Annotated in this window: 17 protein-coding genes and 1 pseudogene; 8 read left to right on the top strand and 10 right to left on the bottom strand. The window is 66.0% G+C overall.

All coding sequences use genetic code 11. From position 1 onward, the window contains the following. Positions 1-108: 108 nt before the first annotated feature. Positions 109-936 (bottom strand): ice-binding family protein, encoded by an 828-nt coding sequence (locus tag ACYVH8_RS03595; protein WP_460487515.1) that lies wholly within the window; start codon positions 934-936, stop codon positions 109-111. 336 nt (positions 937-1,272) lie between these two features. Here ACYVH8_RS03595 and ACYVH8_RS03600 point away from each other — a divergent pair, with 336 nt between their 5' ends. Further along, complete coding sequence (locus ACYVH8_RS03600) at positions 1,273-1,524, top strand: hypothetical protein (protein ID WP_460487516.1); 252 nt, start codon at positions 1,273-1,275, stop codon at positions 1,522-1,524. 132 nt (positions 1,525-1,656) lie between these two features. On the opposite strand, the gene ACYVH8_RS03605 is transcribed toward ACYVH8_RS03600, so the two are convergent. The 4 genes from ACYVH8_RS03605 to polA form a co-directional block, all read right to left on the bottom strand. Then, on the bottom strand, positions 1,657-1,920 hold the full coding sequence (locus tag ACYVH8_RS03605; protein ID WP_460487517.1) for a DUF3297 family protein: 264 nt from the start codon (positions 1,918-1,920) through the stop codon (positions 1,657-1,659). A 16-nt stretch (positions 1,921-1,936) separates the two neighbouring features. Beyond that, entirely contained in the window at positions 1,937-2,953 is a 1,017-nt protein-coding gene (locus ACYVH8_RS03610; protein ID WP_460487518.1) for an LLM class flavin-dependent oxidoreductase, read from the bottom strand. A gap of 64 nt (positions 2,954-3,017) precedes the next feature. Continuing rightward, positions 3,018-3,716, bottom strand: coding sequence for a lytic transglycosylase domain-containing protein (locus tag ACYVH8_RS03615; RefSeq protein WP_460487519.1), 699 nt, complete (start codon positions 3,714-3,716; stop codon positions 3,018-3,020). 94 nt (positions 3,717-3,810) lie between these two features. Next, the gene (polA, locus tag ACYVH8_RS03620; protein WP_460487520.1) at positions 3,811-6,609 is read right to left on the bottom strand and encodes a DNA polymerase I; all 2,799 of its coding nucleotides are present in this window, start codon (positions 6,607-6,609) and stop codon (positions 3,811-3,813) included. Positions 6,610-6,683: 74 nt separating this feature from the next. On the opposite strand from polA, the gene ACYVH8_RS03625 reads away from it, so the two are divergent. From ACYVH8_RS03625 to ACYVH8_RS03640, 4 genes are read left to right on the top strand one after another with little or no spacing between them, the layout of a single operon-like run. After that, positions 6,684-7,019, top strand: coding sequence for a hypothetical protein (locus ACYVH8_RS03625; RefSeq protein WP_460487521.1), 336 nt, complete (start codon positions 6,684-6,686; stop codon positions 7,017-7,019). Positions 7,020-7,023: 4 nt separating this feature from the next. Then, positions 7,024-8,013: a homoserine kinase gene (locus tag ACYVH8_RS03630; protein ID WP_460487522.1), complete on the top strand. Its 990-nt coding sequence runs from the start codon at positions 7,024-7,026 to the stop codon at positions 8,011-8,013. Beyond that, entirely contained in the window at positions 8,010-8,822 is an 813-nt protein-coding gene (locus ACYVH8_RS03635; RefSeq protein WP_460487523.1) for a BPSS1780 family membrane protein, read from the top strand. Before ACYVH8_RS03630 ends, ACYVH8_RS03635 begins: the two co-directional genes overlap by 4 nt. Positions 8,823-8,868: 46 nt before the next feature. Further along, positions 8,869-9,582 (top strand): YebC/PmpR family DNA-binding transcriptional regulator, encoded by a 714-nt coding sequence (locus ACYVH8_RS03640; protein ID WP_460487524.1) that lies wholly within the window; start codon positions 8,869-8,871, stop codon positions 9,580-9,582. Positions 9,583-9,593: 11 nt separating this feature from the next. Here the strand turns inward: ACYVH8_RS03640 and ACYVH8_RS03645 are convergent, their stop codons facing one another. The 4 genes from ACYVH8_RS03645 to ACYVH8_RS03660 all read right to left on the bottom strand — a co-directional run bounded on the left by ACYVH8_RS03645 (position 9,594) and on the right by ACYVH8_RS03660 (position 15,520). Further along, complete coding sequence (locus tag ACYVH8_RS03645; protein ID WP_460487525.1) at positions 9,594-11,519, bottom strand: PhoX family protein; 1,926 nt, start codon at positions 11,517-11,519, stop codon at positions 9,594-9,596. Between the two features lie 116 nt (positions 11,520-11,635). Beyond that, complete coding sequence (locus ACYVH8_RS03650; RefSeq protein ID WP_460487526.1) at positions 11,636-14,158, bottom strand: UvrD-helicase domain-containing protein; 2,523 nt, start codon at positions 14,156-14,158, stop codon at positions 11,636-11,638. Positions 14,159-14,201: 43 nt separating this feature from the next. Further along, the gene (locus ACYVH8_RS03655) at positions 14,202-14,429 is read right to left on the bottom strand and encodes a hypothetical protein (RefSeq protein WP_460487527.1); all 228 of its coding nucleotides are present in this window, start codon (positions 14,427-14,429) and stop codon (positions 14,202-14,204) included. 233 nt (positions 14,430-14,662) lie between these two features. Then, a complete protein-coding gene (locus ACYVH8_RS03660) occupies positions 14,663-15,520 on the bottom strand; it encodes an alpha/beta hydrolase (protein ID WP_460487528.1) in 858 nt (285 codons plus the stop codon). A 76-nt stretch (positions 15,521-15,596) separates the two neighbouring features. Here ACYVH8_RS03660 and ACYVH8_RS03665 point away from each other — a divergent pair, with 76 nt between their 5' ends. Beyond that, complete coding sequence (locus ACYVH8_RS03665; RefSeq protein ID WP_460487529.1) at positions 15,597-16,466, top strand: NAD(P)-dependent oxidoreductase; 870 nt, start codon at positions 15,597-15,599, stop codon at positions 16,464-16,466. Between the two features lie 272 nt (positions 16,467-16,738). Here the strand turns inward: ACYVH8_RS03665 and ACYVH8_RS03670 are convergent. After that, a pseudogene (locus ACYVH8_RS03670) lies at positions 16,739-17,189 on the bottom strand (gamma carbonic anhydrase family protein); the annotation flags it as partial. Between the two features lie 98 nt (positions 17,190-17,287). Here ACYVH8_RS03670 and ACYVH8_RS03675 point away from each other — a divergent pair. Together ACYVH8_RS03675 and ACYVH8_RS03680 are read left to right on the top strand one after the other, a co-directional pair. Continuing rightward, positions 17,288-17,473 (top strand): type II toxin-antitoxin system HicA family toxin, encoded by a 186-nt coding sequence (locus ACYVH8_RS03675; protein WP_460487530.1) that lies wholly within the window; start codon positions 17,288-17,290, stop codon positions 17,471-17,473. Between the two features lie 6 nt (positions 17,474-17,479). Next, complete coding sequence (locus ACYVH8_RS03680; protein ID WP_460487531.1) at positions 17,480-17,692, top strand: type II toxin-antitoxin system HicB family antitoxin; 213 nt, start codon at positions 17,480-17,482, stop codon at positions 17,690-17,692. The last annotated feature ends 46 nt before the right edge of the window (positions 17,693-17,738 follow it).

Raw genomic sequence — 17,738 nt, forward strand, 5'->3', positions numbered from 1 at the left:
ATGAATAGTGCTGCGGGCCAGGCACGCGGGGCAGCGCAAAAAAGGCCACGCCCGTGAAACACGGACGTGGCCTGCCGCTTGTGCTTGCGCTTGTGGCGCCAGTACGGTTTACTGCGGCACGGTCACCGAGGAGAAGGTATCGAGCACCACACCCGCCGCATGCGAGAACAGGCGTCCTTCCACCACGGTTGGGTTCAGGGCGGTGCCGCCCAGAACCTGCACGGCGGCGCCATTGGCAATGACGGTGCCCTTGAAGGTGGAGCTCACGCCCAGCGTGGCCGCGCTGCCAGCCATCCACCACACATTCTTGGCCTGCGCACCACCAGCCAGCACCACCGCGCTGCGGGTGCCGGTGGTGATGGCGGCGCCGGTCTGGAAGATGAAGACCGCATCCGGATTGCCTTTCGCATCCAGGGTGATGGTGAAGTTGCTGCCTACCCCGATCGGGCTGGCGCTGCGATAAAGACCCGGCACATAGATGGGGCCGTTGGTCACGCCCGCGCAGGCCGCCTGGGCTTGGGAGAGTTCACTATTGACGAGGGTGCAGGCATTGGTGCTGCGGTTGGCAGCATCGATGTAGGCGGTGTTGAACGCGGCTTGCGCGTCGATGGCCGCCTGGTCGCCGTTGTGCACCACGCCGTTCAGAACCGTGACGCCGACCACGCAGTTGTTGCAGGCACCGGCCGGGTTCAAACCGACATCGCCTGTGACCGAGGAATTCGACGCGAGGGTAATCGCAGCATTGCTGGCAAAGATGCCGTAGGTGGCCGCCGCCCCCAGGGTGGGAGAGGCGCCTGCGGGTCCGGAATTGACGGGCGTCGCTGCAGGCGTTCCGCTGGAGGTGCTGCCTCCGCCACAAGCAGCGAGTACGGCGGCCGCCAGCAAGGGCATGAACCAATGGATGGCGGATCGGTTGGTGTTGTCGAATCTGTTCATTTTCTTCCCCTGGTGGGTTGAACCGGAAAGTCCCGGTAGACGGCGCGGTGGCACCCCGGGCTTGCTTGTCCAGGGTGCGTCCGGATGAACTGGGAACAAACCATTCATCGATGCCTCACTCTGCGCCATCGACTGGCCTTGATCTGTACGCTGTCAAACATATTCGGGTAACGTTGCAATCCTGGGTGCATACCGTCCATGCAAATCAAGACGACGGACTTTCTCCATGTATGTGGGCAGGCAGACAGAGGGATGCCCCGAAATCCGGAAAGATGAAACGGACGTCATGCCATGGCGTGCACTTTGAAGCTCTCTCCCCCACCGAAAGACATCGACATGACACTCAACGAAACCAAGAACCACGACACCACCTCCGCACAGACAGCACAGCAGCATCACGTGCAGGCCGCCGAGCACCTCGAACAGGCCGCCAAGTCCCACAAGGATGCGGCCAGGCTGCTGGGCTCCGGCGATCCGTCGGGCGCCCAGATCCATGTTGAAAAGGCCAGGACCCACTCTGTGCAGGCCAGCGAGCATGTGGTGCAAGCGACCAAAAAAAGCGCCGCCCCGGCCAAAGTGTCCGCCTGAGGCTGAGGCCTTTCCCGTGCCACCTGGTGCCTGAAGGCCGGCGGCATGGACGCCGATGAAAAAAAGAGGAGTGTGATACACACTCCTCTTTTTTGTGCCTCGACCATCGTCGAGGCAGGTACCTGCAATGGCTCAGCGGTAGAAGGCCTCGACCTTGCCCTTGAGCTTGATCATCAGCGGGTTGCCCTTGCGGTCCAGCGTCTTGCCGGCGGGCACCTTGACCCAGCCTTCGCTGATGCAGTACTCCTCGACGTCCTTGCGTTCCTTGCCGTTGAAGGTGATGCCTACGTCGTGCTCGAACACGGCCGCCACATGGTGCGGACTGCGCGGATCGATGGAGAGGTGGTCGGGCAGCTCGGGGCGCTGCGAAGCCTGGGATGCGGTGCTGTCGTTCATGAGGACGTATTGTGCTTCAAGCCGCTACCGGGACCAGGCTGCGCGCCGCGGCCGCGATGTCCAGCGAGCGCAGGCGCAGCTCGGCATCGTAAACGTCAGAAACCAGGATGAACTCGTCGGCCTGCGTGGCCTGGGCCAGTTGCTCGAAACCGGCGCGCACGGTCTGCGGCCCGCCGATCACGGCGATGGCCAGGAAGTCGGCAATCGCTGCGCGCTCCTGCGGGTGCAGCTGCGCCATGAAGTCTTGCACCGGCGGCGCCAGGCGGCCGCGTTTGCCCGTGATGATGCCCAGCACACGCTGGTAGGTGCTGCTGGCCAGGAACTCGGCCTCCTCGTCGGTCGGCGCGGCGATCACCGGCACGCCGATGGCCACATGGGGTTGCGCCAGCGTGGCCGAGGGGCGGAACTGGCTGCGGTAGATCTCGATGGCCTGCAGCAGCAGGCGCGGCGCGAAGTGCGAGGCAAAAGCATAGGGCAGGCCCTGCTCCGCCGCCAGGCGCGCCGAGAACAGGCTGGAGCCCAGCAGCCAGATGGGCACGTTGGTGCCGGCGCCGGGCATGGCGACCAGGCGCTGGCCGGGCTGGGCCGGGCCCAGCAGGCGCTGCAGCTCGGCCACGTCGCGCGGGAAGTCTTCCTCGGTCTCCACGCGGTCGCGCCGCAGGGCGCGCATGGTCATGGGATCGGTGCCGGGCGCGCGGCCCAGGCCCAGGTCGATGCGCCCCGGGTAGAGCTCGGCGAGCGTTCCGAAGGCCTCGGCCACCACCAGCGGCGCGTGGTTGGGCAGCATGATGCCGCCCGAACCCACACGGATGCGCTGGGTGCCACCGGCGATATGCCCCACCAGCACCGCCGTAGCCGAGCTGGCGATGCCCGGCATATTGTGGTGCTCGGCCAGCCAGTAACGCGTGAAGCCCAGGGCTTCGGCGTGCTGCGCGGTGCGCAGGGCGATGCCCAGCGCCTCGGCCACCGTGCCGCCTTCGCGCACGGCCACCAGGTCCAGCATGGAAAGAGCGATGTCCTTGAGTGATTTCATGGGCCTATTTTCGGCCAGGGACGATGCCCGTGCTGAAACGGGTGATTAGGCAGGGAGCCCAGGCTCAGCTCTGCGGGCCGCTCTTGTAGCGCTGGTGCAGGATGCGCACGCGCTGCACATAGACCTGGGTCTCGGCATAGGGCGGCACGCCCGCGTACTTCTGCACGGCCTGCGGGCCGGCGTTGTAGGCGGCGGTGGCCAGCATCACGTCGTTCTTGAACTGGGCCAGCAGGTCGGCCAGGTACTTCGCACCGCCATGGATGTTCTCGCGGGGCACCCGGGGATTGGCCACCCCCAGAACCTTCGCCGTCGCGGGCATGAGCTGCATCAGGCCGACCGCGCCCTTGGGTGAACGGGCATGGACGTTGAAACCCGACTCGGCGTGGATCACTGCACGCACCAGGGCCGGATCGACCTTGTACTGGCGTGCGGCCACGTTGATCTCTTCGGCAAATGCGTCCCGGTACAGACGGGTGACATGCCAGTCCACCGTGGACGCGGAATTGCAGGCAAAACACTGCGGCCTGAGCACCACATAAGCCCCGTGGCTCGGTGGCCGGTCGGAAAACGAGGTGGTGCCGCCCGAGAGGGATTTGTAGATCCTGGTGGCGGGTTTGGGCAGGTCCATGGGGGGCGTGGCCTCGGCGGGTGTACCGGGTCCCGACGCAGCGGCCCTGCCCGACCAAGCCAGCAGCAGGCCGGCCAGGACCAGCCCCGCGGCCAGCGCGGGGGCAGCGCGGGCCTGCAGAAGTCGGGGCGGCATGACGGCGTTCATATGACGGATTCGAACGTTCTGGTCCATTGTCCTGCCAAACAGCCGCGGCTGCCAAGCGCCAGAAGGGGTGAAACACAGCCTCTCAGTGCGCCTTGTCCCAGTTCGGCCCCACGCCCACCTCGGCCAGCAGGGGCACCTTGAGCTGGGCCACGCCGGCCATGATCTTCGGGATCTCGTGGCGCAGCCAGGTGACCTCCTCTTCCGGCACTTCGAAAACCAGTTCGTCGTGCACCTGCATGATCATCCTGGTCTTGCGCTGCTCGGCGTCCAGCACGGCCTGCACCTTGTTCATGCTGAGCTTGATGAGGTCGGCCGCCGTGCCCTGCATGGGCGCGTTGATGGCGGCGCGTTCGGCGCCGCTGCGGCGCGGGCCGTTGGGTGAGTTGATCTCGGGCAGGTAGAGGCGGCGGCCGAACACCGTTTCCACATAACCGCGGGCCTTGGCCTGCTGGCGGGTGTCGTCCATATAGCGCTTCACGCCGGGGTAACGGTCGAAGTAGCGCTCGATGTAGCTCTTGGCCGCCGTGTTGTCGATGCTTAAGGATCGGGCCAGGCCGAAGGCGCTCATGCCGTAGATCAGGCCGAAGTTGATGACCTTGGCGTAACGGCGCTGCTCGCTGCTGACCTGGCTGGTCGGCACGCCAAAGACTTCCGACGCGGTGGCGCGGTGCACGTCCATGCCGTCGTGGAAGGCCAGCAGCAGGGCGGCGTCGCCGCTGATGTGGGCCATGATGCGCAGCTCGATCTGCGAGTAGTCGGCGCTGGCGATCACACAACCCGCCGGGGCCACAAAGGCCTCGCGCACGCGCCGGCCTTCGGGCGTGCGGATCGGGATGTTCTGCAGGTTCGGGTCATTGCTCGATAGCCGCCCCGTCACGGCCACGGCCTGCGCGTAATGCGTGTGCACGCGGCCGGTGCGTGGGTGGACCATCAGGGCCAGTTTGTCGGTGTAGGTGCCCTTGAGCTTGGAGAGGCCGCGGTGCTCCAGGATCTTGGCCGGCAGGGGGAAATCTTCTGCCAGCTTCTCCAGCACTTCTTCGTCCGTGCTCGGCGCACCGGTGGCCGTCTTCTTCACGACGGGCAGGCCCAGCTTGGTGAAGAAGATCTCGCCGATCTGCTTCGGTGAGCCGAGGTTGAAGGGCTGCCCGGCCAGTTCGTGCGCCTCCTGTTCCAGCTGCAGGATGCGCTGGCCCAGCTCGTGGCTCTGGTTGGCCAGGGTGGGCGCGTCGATCAGCACGCCGTTGCGTTCGATGCGGTACAGCGACTCGGAGCTGGTCATCTCCAGCGCATAGATGAACTTCAGCTTCTCGTCGGCCTGCAGCAGCGGCCAGAGCGTGCGGTGCACGTCCAGGGTCTGGTCCGAGTCTTCGCAGGAGTATTCGGCCGCCTTGTCGATGGCGACCTGGCTGAAGGAAATCTGCTTGGCACCCTTGCCGCACAGGTCTTCGTACTGGATGCCGCTGCGCCCCAGGTGGCGCTCGGCCAGGCTGGCCAGGCCGTGGGGTTTGTGCACTTCGAGCACATAACTCTGCAGCATGGTGTCGTGCGCGTAGCCCTGCACCTCGATGCCGTGGTTGGCCAGGACATGGCGGTCGTACTTGACGTGCTGGCCCAGCTTCTTGTGCGCGGGATTTTCCAGCCAGGGTTTCAGTTTGGCCAGCACCTCGTCGCGCGGCAGCTGCGCGGGCGCATCAGGGTAGTCGTGCGTAAGCGGGATGTAGGCCGCCTCGCCCGGCACCACGCTGAAGGAGATGCCCACGATCTCGGCCACCATCTCGGCCAGCGAGGTGGTCTCGGTGTCCAGCGCCACCAGCTCGGCGGCCTGCAGCTTGAGCAGCCAGCGGTCAAAGCTGTCCCAGTCGAGGATGGTGTCGTAGTGCGTGCCCCTCACCCCAGCCCTCTCCCCAGCGGGGAGAGGGAGCCCCTCGTCGAACAGGTCGCCACTGGCCCCCGGTTTGCCCCCCTCGCCCCTCTGGGGAGAGGGCTGGGGTGAGGGGCTGCCGCCTAGCGAACGCGCCAGGCCCTTGAAGCCGTATTTCTCGTAGAAGTCCTTGAGCGCCGCCGTGTCGGGCTCACCCACCCGCACGGCGTCCAGCGCCGGCAGGCCGGGCACCCAGCCATTGAGATCGCAGTCGGTCTTGATGGTCAGCAGCTGGCGGCCGGTGGGCAACCAGTCCAGCGCCTTCCTCAGGTTCTCGCCGGCCGCGCCCTTGATGGCGTCGGCGTTGGCCACGATGTTGTCCAGCGAACCGTATTCCTTCAGCCACTTGGCGGCGGTCTTGGGGCCCACCTTCTCCACGCCCGGCACGTTGTCTACCGTGTCACCCACCAGGGTCTGGTAATCGATCATCAGATGCGGGGGCACGCCGAACTCGGCCTCCACACCCGCCACGTCGCGGCGCTTGCCGTTCATGGTGTCGACGATGGTGATGTGCGGCGTCACCAGCTGGGCCAGGTCCTTGTCGCCGCTGCTGACGATCACCTCCACGTCCTGACTCGCACCGGCCACGGCCAGGGTGCCGATCACGTCGTCGGCCTCCACACCCGGCACATCCAGCACCTTCCAGCCCATGAGGCGCACCACCTCGTGGATGGGCTCGATCTGCGCGCGCAGATCGTCCGGCATGGGGGAGCGCTGCGCCTTGTACTCGGGGTAGATCGCGTCGCGGAAGGTCGGGCCCTTGGCGTCGAAGACGCAGGCCGCGTAGTCGGCCGGCACGTCCTTGCGCAGGCTCTGCAGCATATTGATCATGCCGCGGATGGCGCCGGTGGGCGGACTCGTCGGGTCCCCCGGCACAGCGCGCAGGTCCGGCATGGCGTGGAAAGCGCGGTACAGGTAGCTGGAACCGTCGACCAGCAGCAGGGTTTTCTTGTCGCTCATGAGCAGGGTCCGTAGGGCAGATGCCGATTGTGCCTGCGCCCGGACCCTGTGGCGGCGCCCTCTACAATTGCGGAATGCCCGCCTCCCTCCCCCGTTTTTCCCAACTGCTGGTGGCCCTGTGCGGCCTGGCGGCAGCCGCGGCCCTGGCCCAGAAGCCTGCGGCGCTGCCCCGCGACGTCGCCCCGCCCCCGCCCGGCGGCACCGAACAGAAGATCGAGCGCATCCGCCACGAAGACGCGGGCGCGCGCATCGACGAATTGCGCGTGGGCGGCGAGACCAAAAGCATCACCGTTCAGCCCAAGGGCGATGCCCCGGCCTACCAGGTCGCGCCCGAAAGCAATAACCGCAACCCCGCCAGCACCGACCGCGAACGCAGCGGCACCGGCGGGTGGAACATCCTGAAGTATTGATCCGATGGCTGTCTTTACCGAAGTCTCTTTCGACGAGGCCAACATCCTGCTGCAAGGCCTCCAGCTCGGCCCACTGCAGGAACTGCGGGGCATCCAGAGCGGCATCGAAAACACCAACTACTTCGCCACCACCGACCAGGGCCAGTACGTGCTGACCCTGTTCGAGCGTCTCACCTTCGAACAGCTGCCCTTCTACCTGCACCTCATGAAGCACCTGGCGCTGCAGGGCATCCCGGTGCCGGACCCGGCCGCCAACCGCGACGGCGACATCCTGCACCGGCTCAAGGACAAACCCGCCGCCGTGGTGAACCGCCTGCGCGGCCAGCACGAACTCCAGCCCACGGCAAGCCACTGCGCCGCCGTGGGCGGCATGCTGGCGAAAATGCACCTGGCCGGGCGCGACTACGCACGCCGCCAGCCCAATCTGCGCGGCCTGGCCTGGTGGAACGAGACCGTGCCCCTGGTGCTGCCCCACATAGCCGCCGAGCAGGCCGCCCTGCTGCGCGGCGAGCTGGCCTACCAGAACCACGTGGCCACATCGCCCGCCTACACGGCCCTGCCGCGCGGACCCATCCACGCCGACCTGTTCCGCGACAACGTCATGTTCGACGGCCCGGCCGACGCGCCCGAGCTCAGCGGCTTCTTCGACTTCTATTTCGCCGGCATCGACACCTGGCTCTTCGACCTGGCCGTCTGCCTGAACGACTGGTGCGTCGACCTCGTCACGGGCGAGACCGACCCGGAGCGCAGCGCCGCCTTTGTGCAAGCCTACGCCGCCGTGCGCCCCCTGACAGCGGCCGAGCGCCAGCTGCTGCCGGCCATGCTGCGTGCCGGCGCCCTGCGCTTCTGGATCTCGCGCCTGTGGGATTTCCACCTGCCGCGCGAGGCCAGCATGCTGCAGCCGCATGACCCCACGCATTTCGAACGCGTGCTCAGGCAGCGCGTGCTGCACCCGCTGCATGCGGCCGAACTCCTCGAAGCGACCCCCGCATGAAACTCAACATCGTCCCCGCCCGCACCGGTTTTGCCTGGGCACGCGCCGGCGTCCGCACCTTCTGGCGGCAGCCGCTGGCGCTGGCGGGCCTGTTCTTCATGTTCATCACGCTGATCTCGGTGGCCAGCCTGGTCCCCTATGTGGGCAGCGTGCTGGCCCTGGTGCTGCTGCCGGCCGCCACCCTGGGCCTCATGGCCGCCACGCGTGAAGCCTCCCTGGGCAGGTTCCCCATGCCCACCATCCTGATCAGCGCCTTTCGCGCGGGCCGCCAGCAGGCGCGCGCCATGGTCCTGCTCGGTGTCGTGTATGCCGCAGGTTTCCTCGTCATGCTGGGCGCCTCGGCCCTGGCCGACGGCGGCGCTTTTGCCCGCATGTACCTGGTGGGCGGCGAACTCAGCCCCGAGCTGCTGCAATCGGCCGCCTTCCAGAACGCCATGTGGATCGTCATGGGCATCTACCTGCCCTTTTCCATGCTGTTCTGGCACGCCCCGGCCCTGGTGCACTGGCACGGCGTCTCCCCGGGCAAGAGCCTGTTCTTCAGCTTCGTGGCCTGCACGCGCAACTTCGGTGCGTTCACGCTCTACACACTGGCCTGGCTGGGCCTGTTCATGGGCGTGGGCATGGTGGTCATGGTCCTCACTGTCATGCTGGGTCAGCCCGGCCTGATGCACACGCTGATGTTCCCCACCGCCATGCTGCTGGCGGCCATGTTCTTCAGCTCGATCTGGTTCACCTTCCGCGACAGCTTTGTCGCCGACGATGAACCGCCCGCCGCGGCCGCCGGCAACGAGCCGACAGCCACCCCCTGAATCCCACCGGCGCGTGAGCGCGCCATCAGCACAAGGAAGTTCCGACATGGGCGCGCAGTGGAAAGCAAAAGGCAAGGCGCAGGTCGCCGACGCCAAGGGCAAGCTCTTCGGCAAGCTGGCCAAGGAAATCATGGTCGCCGCACGCGGCGGCGCCGACCCTGCCCTGAACTCACGCCTGCGCCTGGCCGTGGAGCAGGCCCGCAAGGCCTCCATGCCCAAGGACACGCTGGAGCGTGCCATCAAGAAGGGCGCCGGCCTCACCGGTGAGGTGGTGAACTTCGAACACGTGATGTACGAAGGTTTTGCCCCGCACCGCGTACCCGTGATGGTGGAATGCCTGACCGACAACGTGAACCGCACCGCGCCCGAGATGCGCGTGCTGTTCCGCAAGGGTCAGCTGGGCACCTCGGGCTCGGTGGCCTGGGATTTTGACCACGTGGGCATGATCGAGGCCGAAGCCTCTGCCGCTGCCGCCGATCCGGAACTGGCCGCCATCGAGGCGGGTGCGCAGGACTTTGAAGCGCCTGGTGAAGACGGTGTGGCGCTCTTCATCACCGATGCCGCCGACCTGGACCTGGTGAGCCGCGCCCTGCCGGCCCAGGGTTTCACCGTGCTCTCGGCCAAGCTGGGCTACAAACCCAAGAACCCCGTGGACCCGGCCAGCCTGAGCGCCGAGCAGCTGGAGGAGGTGGAAGCCTTCCTCGCCGCCCTCGACGCCCACGACGACGTGCAGGACATGTTCGTGGGACTGGCGGGCTAAGGCCGCCAAGGTTACAGCTTCAGGCCGGCCGGGTCGGCCGTCAGGTAGCCCACCGCAGCACCGAAGCGGTCCTTGTAATTCGCCTTGACCAGCGGGTCCAGCACGTCCTTGACCTTGTCGTGCAGCGGTTTTTCCCAGTCACCCGGGTGCTGGAAATTGCTCATGATATAGGTCCAGCCGTTGAGCGCATCGACCGACTGCAGGCCGGTCGATTCCGCACCCGCCGGGCACGACAGGATGCGCGACAGTCGCTGCGTATCGACGTTGTAGGCCCACAGGAAGTTGTTGACGTGGCGGCCGCTGTCTTCACCGATGAACAAGGTGCGCAGCTTCTCGGAGAACTTGATGTTATCCGGATTGGCAATGTGATCGGCATGGGACAGATTGCCCAGCGCATCGGGCATGGCCAGGTCCTTGCCCACTAGCGCTGCGGGAGCCGCCATGTCCACCGGCACCCATGTGCTGTCGATGGCAGCGCCGGCCCGGTCCTGCTGCCCGCCCTTGAGGTTGAGCGCATAGACGGCGCCGGACTTGGGGCCTTGCACCTTGATGTCGGTCGTGCCGTCCACCATGGACTCCTGGATGTAGCTCATGGCCGAATAGGCCACCTTGTCGCGCGCGTTTACGGTGGTGCCCTCCATCTTGGTGAAACCCATGCTGCCGCCCGCCAGGGCCGCGTAACGGTGCGTCTCCAGGAAAGCCGCCGCCTTCTCCATGCCCGGCGCGATCTTGATCCAGTTGTCCTTGCCGGCGTAGCGGATCTTCGTGTAGCCGGCATCGCGCGGATCGGCCGTCTTGACGTCCATGATGTCGGTCGGCTTGAGCTTGTTCGCCAGCGCTTCGATCTCGTCACTGTTGGCGTGACCAAGTTTGATCCACGACAGCGTGGCGCTGCCCGGACCGACAGCGGAGGTCTGCTCCCACTTGGCGACGTACAGCGTACCGGCGGACAGGCGCGCAGCCTTGTCGGCGATGAACATGAACAGACCGCCGTTGGTGGTGTCGTCGCCCATCAGAACGGTGCGCTGGTCGGGCATGACCTCGACCAGTTCATGCGAAATCCGGCCCAGGCAAAAGTGCTTGACGATCGAGCCCGAACCATCCGGGTGCACCGTGACTTCCGGCAGGTGGCCGTAGTGATAGGGGTTGGCGACGCTCTCGTCGCCAAACAGGTTCCTGCTGAAAGCCTTGAAACGCTTGTCGCCGGGGTTGAAGGCATCGGGCTCGTACTCCTCGCTGGACAGATGGGTGTTCCAGGGCGAGAGGCTGGCGCCGCAGGTGATCCACAAGCCTTGCACCGACGAGGTATCGACGTTGTGGTACTTCACCAGGCTGAGCTGGCCGGTGGTCTGATCCTGGTCCAGGGTCAGCACGGCGATCGGCGACGGCAGCGTGCCATAGGTCTTGGCGCCGCCCAGATTGCGGGTGGCGTACTCGAACTGCACCACGGCAAAGAGCGCCTTGCCCTTGATGCCGGGCACTTTGGGATTGGCCAGCTGCAGCAGCGAAGTGCCGTCCGGGCAATCCGAAAATACTTGGCGTTCCTTGCCCGGCGCCGACCTGTCGACGATGGGACGGTTCAGGATGTCGTAGTAGCCGCCGGCCAACAGCTGCCCCCCCTTGCCGTCCGGCACCAGGTCCCCGGTCACGAAGAAAGGCCGATAAGCCAGCTTGTAGCTCTGCACACTGCCGTCGGTGCGCCGGACCTGCAGGCCGGAGGCCACCGTGGTGGCGGCCATGGCCGCCGGATCGGCCAGCGTCGGCGCGGCCATGGCCGTGAAGCTGGCGGACAGGAAGTCACCGCCTGCCGCCGTGGCGCCGCCTGTCGCGCAGCCGGTCAGCAGTGCGCCGGAGGCCAGCGTCCCCAGGGGCAGCAGAGGCGAACTGGCAAGCAATTGGAGCGCCTGGCGGCGGGACAGCGAAGACAGGGTCGGCATGGCGGGACTTTCAGCGGGTTGGACACGAAGCCTGGAGCAGGCACACGCATGTTATAAAAACCGCGTGACAGTTTCGTGAAGCCCTCGGGCCGAGGCGCTGCCCGACGCGCGCGGATTCAGACCACCGGCGTGAGCTTGGCCACCGACAGGGCCAGCCACTTGGTGCCGTGGCGCGGGAAGTTGATCTGCGCACGCGCATCGTCGCCCGAGCCCTCCAGCGTGAGCACCGTGCCCTCGCCGAACTTGTTGTGGAAGACCCGCATGCCGAGTTTCAGGCCGGTAGCAGCTTCCTGCGCCTTGGATGCCATCGGGGCCGGGCTGCTGCCCGTGTCGCGGCCATGATTGCCGCCCTTCCAACCCTCGCTCCAGCCTTCACGCTGGTGCCTGTAGCCTGAGGCCGGTGGTGCAAAACCGCTGCCGAAACCCTGGTTCTTCGGCGTGATCCACTTGAGCGTTTCCTCGGGCAGCTCGTCGAAGAAACGGCTGCGGATGTGGTACCTGGTCTGGCCGTGCAGCATGCGTGTCTGCGAATGGCTCAGGTACAGACGCTGGCGGGCGCGGGTGATGGCCACGTACATCAGGCGGCGTTCTTCCTCCAGGCCGTCGAAGTCGCTCATGGCGTTCTCGTGCGGGAACAGACCCTCTTCCAGGCCCGTGATGAACACCACGTCGAACTCCAGGCCCTTGCTGGCATGCACGGTCATCAGCTGCACGGCCTCCTGCCCTTCCTGCGCCTGGTTATCTCCGGCTTCGAGAGCGGCGTGGGTCAGGAAGGCGGCTAACGGAGACATGACTTCGCCGGTGTCGTCTGGCGTGCCCCCACCCCCGCCCTCTCCCGGAGGGAGAGGGGGCCATTCACTCCCTCTCCCTCCGGGGGAGGGTTGGGGTGGGGGTACGTCCGGCAGCGCCTCCGCCTCCCGGCCGAAACCCTCGATGCTCACAAAACTCTCGGCCGCGTTGACCAGTTCCTCCAGGTTCTCGATGCGGTCGGCGCCTTCGCGCTCGGCCTGGTAGTGCTCGACCAGTCCGCTGTGCTGCAGCACCAGCTCGATGATCTCGCGCAGGGTGATCCCTTGCGTCTGTTCGCGCAGTACATCGATCCTGGCGACGAAGGCGCCGAGATTGGCGCCGGCCTTGCCCGGCAGGGCGCTCACCGCATCGTGCAGCGAGCTGTTGGCAGCCCGCGCCGCATCCTGCAGCTGCTCGATGGAGCGCGCGCCGATGCCACGCGGCGGGAAGTTCACCACACGCAAAAAGCTGGTGTCGTCCTTCGGGTTCTCCAGCAGGCGCAGGTAGGCCAGCGCGTGCTTGATCTCGGCCCGCTCGAAGAAGCGCAGGCCGCCGTAGACGCGGTAGGGCAGGCCGGCGTTGAACAGCGCCGTCTCGATCACCCGGCTCTGCGCATTGCTGCGGTAGAGCACGGCGATCTCCTTCTGAGAAAACGTAGCCCCCACGCTTGCCACTTCGTGTGCTGCGCTGCCCCCCGAGGGGGCCCTCTCGCCTTCGGGCGGCCGTGCGGCGCTCGCACCTTCGCGCACGAGATGTTTGATCTCGTCGATCATCCACTGCGCTTCGGCGTAGTCGCTCACCGATTCGTAGACGCGCACGGGCTCGCCCGCGCCCTGGTCGGTGCGCAGGTTCTTGCCCAGGCGGTGCTTGTTGTGGCTGATCAGCGCGTTGGCCGTGTCCAGGATGAAGCTGCAGCTGCGGTAGTTCTGCTCCAGCTTGATCTGGTGCTGCACATTGAACTCCCGCACGAAGTCGGCCATGTTTCCCACGCGCGCGCCACGGAAGGCGTAGATGCTCTGGTCGTCGTCGCCCACGGCCAGCACGGCAGCTGCACCGCCGTCGTCGCGCAGCGTGCCGGCCGGGGTGTAACCCGCCAGCAGCTTGATCCAGGCGTACTGCAGCTTGTTGGTGTCCTGGAACTCGTCGATCAGGATGTGGCGGAAGCGCCGCTGGTAATGCTCGCGCACGGCATCGTGGTCGCGCAACAGCTCGTAGCTGCGCAGCAGCAGCTCGCCGAAGTCCACCACACCCTCGCGCTGGCACTGGTCTTCATAGAGCTGGTAGACCTCGACCTTCCTGCGCGTGTCGGGGTCGCTGGCCTCCACCATGTTCGGGCGCCGGCCGTCTTCCTTGCAGCCGCCGATGAACCAGGCCAGCTGCTTCGGGGGAAAGCGTTCCTCGTCCACATTGAACTGCTTGCACAGGCGCTTGATGGCGCTCAACTGGTCCTGTGTGTCCAGAATCTGGAAGGTGGCCGGCAGGCCGACCGTGCGGTGGTGCGCGCGCAGCAGGCGGTTGCACAGGCCGTGGAAGGTGCCGATCCACATGCCGCGCACATTGACGGGCAGCATGGACTGCAGGCGCGTCATCATCTCGCGCGCCGCCTTGTTGGTGAAGGTCACGGCCAGCACCCCGCCGGGCGAGACCTGGCCCGTCTGCAGCAGCCAGGCGATGCGCGTGGTCAGCACCCGCGTCTTGCCCGAACCCGCCCCGGCCAGGATCAGCGCCGGCACGGCCGGCAAGGCCACGGCCGCGCGCTGCTCGGCGTTCAGGCTGGCCAGCAGGGGCGATTCGGCGTGGGAGGGGAACAGGGAAGAAGGGGCGCCGGTGGGCGGCAGTACAGAGGACATGCCTCCATTGTAGGAAAGCCCCCGGGTGTGTCCGGCTCGCGCCTCAGTTCAGCGGCATGCGCGCGGACGAACTCCTGAAATCGGTCGATGCCCTGTCGTGCATCTCGGTCAGCGTTTCCAGCAGCTCGGCCTGACGGTTCATGAGGTTCAGGAAGGCCTGATTGGAGGGCTCGGCACAGCGGAAGCGCGCCAGTTCCAGCAGGCGCTCCGCGAGCCGGCCCATCTCGATATGGATGGCGTGGCTCGCCAGCAGATACTCTTCGGGTCTCATTTTTTGTCTCGCTCTTTGTTCGGCGCACAGCGGCGAGGTGTCTTGCGCACTTCGCTCGTCCCCACGGATGGGAAGTTTAGCCAGCACCCTGACGAGGACAGCGAAAGATTCCGCAAAGAGCAGCGGCAGTGTTGCGCGCCTGCCGCAGAAGAGCCCTGGGGGCCCGCATCTTTGCCGCGACCCCTCCGGGTTTTCCCAGGTGCAGGACATGCGCCTGGGACCCGGTGTCGGACTCAGACCTTGCCAAAGACCAGCCGGATCGCCAACTGGTGCAAGTGCTGCCAGGGCGCGGTCAGGTCCTCCAGCACGCTGAAGTGGTTGCGCTCGGGGATGGTCTCGCACACCGGCACCACCTGCTTGCCCCAGGCCTGCTGGATCAGCCTGTTGTGGCGGATGAACTCGGCGCTCTCTTCGGCGCCGGCCACGGTATAGAGCACGCCCTTCTTGGGCGCCGGCAGCCCGGCCGGGCTGGCCAGGCGGACCTGCTCGGGCGTAAGGCGCAGCGAGTCCTTGAGGAAGGGCGTGTGCAGGATGGGCTCCAGGTCGTAAAGGCCTGAGATGGACAAGGCCCCCTTGACCAGGTCGGCCGGCAGGTCCTTGCCGTAAGCCGGCCAGAGGCAGCTCAGCAGCATGGCCGCCAGGTGGCCGCCGGCCGAGTGGCCCACCACATAGATGCGGCTCGGGTCTCCACCAAACCGCTTCGCGTTGCGGTAGATCCAGGCCAGGGCCTGGACCATCTGCAGCGTGATCTGGGGGATGGTCACGGCCGGGCACAGCGCGTAATTGGGCAGGAAGACGCAGCCCCCCGGGTTCTTGAAGGCCGGGGCGATGAAGGAGTGCTCGGACTTGTCGAGCGAGCGCCAGTAGCCCCCGTGGATGAAGACCACCACGGGTGAGCCCGGCTGGTTGCTGGGAAACACATCCAGCTTTTCCATGGGGCCGTCGCCATAGGCGATGCCGGTCTGGCAGGCATGGGCTTCACGCGCGTCTTCCGAGGCGTCGGCCCAGCGCGCGAAATGCATGGCATGCTCGGGCACCAGGGCACGGTTGTTGTACATGCGGTCCAGCCAGGCGGGGGCGAATTTTTTCATGTCAGGGCTCCGGATGAAAGACAATGGTGCGGTTTCGCTGGGATAGGATTATCTTGGCATATCTGGAGGTAACAAGATGAACATCACCGTGTTGGGAACCGGCAAGATGGGCTACCCGATGGCACGCCGCCTGTGCGACGCCGGCCACACCGTGCACGTCTGGAATCGCACGCGCGCCAAGGCCGAAGGCCTGGCCGCCCATGGCGCCTCGGTGCACGACACCGCCACCGCGGCCGTGCAGGGTGCGGAATTCGTCGTCACCATGCTGGAACACGGCCCCGTGGTCGAGCAGCTGCTGTTCGAGACCGGCGTGGCCGGCGCCATGAAACCCGGCACCGTGCTGATCGACATGTCCTCCATCAAACCGGCCGAGGCCCGCGCACATTCCGAACGCCTGGGCGGCATGGGCATCACCCACCTGGACGCCCCGGTCTCCGGCGGCACCCTGGGCGCCGAAGCCGGCACCCTGGCCATCATGGCCGGCGGCCGGACCAGCACCTTCGAGCGGGCCAAACCCGTTTTCGCCGCACTGGGACGCGCCACCCTGGTGGGCCCCAGCGGCTCGGGCCAGCTGGCCAAGCTGGCCAACCAGATGATCGTGGGCATCACCATCGGCGCCGTGGCCGAAGCCCTGCTGCTGTGCCAGAAAGGCGGCGCCGACCCGACCAAGGTCAGGGAAGCCATCAGCGGCGGTTTTGCCGACAGCCGCATCCTGCAGGTGCATGGCCAGCGCATGGTGGAGCGCGACTTCGCCCCGCGCGCCTACATGACCGTGCAGCTCAAGGACATGCGCAATGCCATGGAAACCGCCGCCAGCATGGGTTTCACCGCACCCATCACGGCGCTCCTGGAGCAGTTGTACGCCGAGGGCGTGGACCACGGCCTGAGGGATCTGGACCAGTCCGGCCTGTTCGTGGAACTGGCGCAGCGCAACGGGATGAAGTGACACGCTCTGTGAATCGATGGGGAAGCAGTCTGAGCCAGGGCCTGCTCACACTAATTTCTCAGGTGCGAACGGGGTGCAAACAGCGCCAATCCAGGCGCACTCCTAGCCCAGGCTGGCCGCCTGGGCTAGTAGACTGAATCTGTGAGATCGCCGGCAAGCGGCTGACCAGCGCTGCGGCAGGCAAGGCGCAAAGCACAGACGGGCCCGTAGGCCCGGCGAGCATTTGCAACGCCGCATGGCACAGCGAGGGGCAGACGAGTGCCAGTGAANTGCAACGACGAGTTCTGCTCTGGGCTGAGCTGCTGGACCGCCTTGGTCGGGCTGCCCAGGATCATGGAGCCATCCGGAAATTCCTTGCCCTCGGTCACGAGCGCGCCCGCCCCCACCAGTTCTGGCCGATCTTCGCGTGGTTCAGCACGATGGCGCCGATGCCGATCAGTGAACGTCGCCCACGGTGCAGCCGTGCAGCATGACTTGGTGGCCCACCGACACGTTCTCGCCCAGGGTCAGCGGCACGCCGGGGTCGGCGTGCAGCACGCTGGCGTCCTGGACATTGGTGTTGCGGCCGATGTGGATGTGTTCGCTGTCACCGCGGATGACGGTGCCGAACCAGACACTGACATTTTCTTCCAGGGTGACCTGGCCGATGACCTGGGCACTGTCGGCGACGTAGGCGTTTTTGCCTAGTTTGGGGGCTTGACCGTCCAGCTCGTAGATTGCCATTTTCTTGTTCCGTCTCTGGTTTCGGGGATTGAGGAGGATTGTAAAGAGGGTGATTTTCCCAGGGCTGGTGGCGGACGGATACCTGATATCCTTTTGTCATGAAAGTCAGCGAGGTTCTACGCATCCTTCAAAACGATGGTTGGAGCCTGGTGGCGACAAGGGGGAGTCATCGACAGTTCAAGCACGCGAACAAGCCTGGCCGCGTCACCGTTCCTGGAAAGCCAAGCGACGACTTGGCGTCGGGTACGCTGAACAGTATCTTCAAGCAGGCTGGTCTCAAGTGAGGTTTTATGCGCTACGCAATCGTCATTGAAAAAGCCGAAGGAAATTACTCAGCCTATGTGCCCGACCTGCCTGGGTGTGTGGCGACTGGCGCAACCGTCGCCGAGGTCGAATCTGAAATCCGTGAGGCCATCGCCTTCCATCTCGAAGGATTGCGCGAAGACGGTTTGCCCGTACCCGCAGGCGCCAGCCAAGTCGAGTACATCGACATCGCCGCGTAAGCAAGCGGGGGCGACCAACCCGTTGATGCACTTGTGCCAGCGGGCT

This window comes from Curvibacter fontanus, from assembly GCF_054780335.1.

Coding starts and splice junctions, on each gene's coding strand:
- ACYVH8_RS03595 (WP_460487515.1), bottom strand. CDS start 936: ATGAACAGATTCGACAACACCAACCGATCCGCCATCCATTGGTTCATG.
- ACYVH8_RS03600 (WP_460487516.1), top strand. CDS start 1,273: ATGACACTCAACGAAACCAAGAACCACGACACCACCTCCGCACAGACA.
- ACYVH8_RS03605 (WP_460487517.1), bottom strand. CDS start 1,920: ATGAACGACAGCACCGCATCCCAGGCTTCGCAGCGCCCCGAGCTGCCC.
- ACYVH8_RS03610 (WP_460487518.1), bottom strand. CDS start 2,953: ATGAAATCACTCAAGGACATCGCTCTTTCCATGCTGGACCTGGTGGCC.
- ACYVH8_RS03615 (WP_460487519.1), bottom strand. CDS start 3,716: ATGCCGCCCCGACTTCTGCAGGCCCGCGCTGCCCCCGCGCTGGCCGCG.
- polA (WP_460487520.1), bottom strand. CDS start 6,609: ATGAGCGACAAGAAAACCCTGCTGCTGGTCGACGGTTCCAGCTACCTG.
- ACYVH8_RS03625 (WP_460487521.1), top strand. CDS start 6,684: ATGCCCGCCTCCCTCCCCCGTTTTTCCCAACTGCTGGTGGCCCTGTGC.
- ACYVH8_RS03630 (WP_460487522.1), top strand. CDS start 7,024: ATGGCTGTCTTTACCGAAGTCTCTTTCGACGAGGCCAACATCCTGCTG.
- ACYVH8_RS03635 (WP_460487523.1), top strand. CDS start 8,010: ATGAAACTCAACATCGTCCCCGCCCGCACCGGTTTTGCCTGGGCACGC.
- ACYVH8_RS03640 (WP_460487524.1), top strand. CDS start 8,869: ATGGGCGCGCAGTGGAAAGCAAAAGGCAAGGCGCAGGTCGCCGACGCC.
- ACYVH8_RS03645 (WP_460487525.1), bottom strand. CDS start 11,519: ATGCCGACCCTGTCTTCGCTGTCCCGCCGCCAGGCGCTCCAATTGCTT.
- ACYVH8_RS03650 (WP_460487526.1), bottom strand. CDS start 14,158: ATGTCCTCTGTACTGCCGCCCACCGGCGCCCCTTCTTCCCTGTTCCCC.
- ACYVH8_RS03655 (WP_460487527.1), bottom strand. CDS start 14,429: ATGAGACCCGAAGAGTATCTGCTGGCGAGCCACGCCATCCATATCGAG.
- ACYVH8_RS03660 (WP_460487528.1), bottom strand. CDS start 15,520: ATGAAAAAATTCGCCCCCGCCTGGCTGGACCGCATGTACAACAACCGT.
- ACYVH8_RS03665 (WP_460487529.1), top strand. CDS start 15,597: ATGAACATCACCGTGTTGGGAACCGGCAAGATGGGCTACCCGATGGCA.
- ACYVH8_RS03675 (WP_460487530.1), top strand. CDS start 17,288: ATGAAAGTCAGCGAGGTTCTACGCATCCTTCAAAACGATGGTTGGAGC.
- ACYVH8_RS03680 (WP_460487531.1), top strand. CDS start 17,480: ATGCGCTACGCAATCGTCATTGAAAAAGCCGAAGGAAATTACTCAGCC.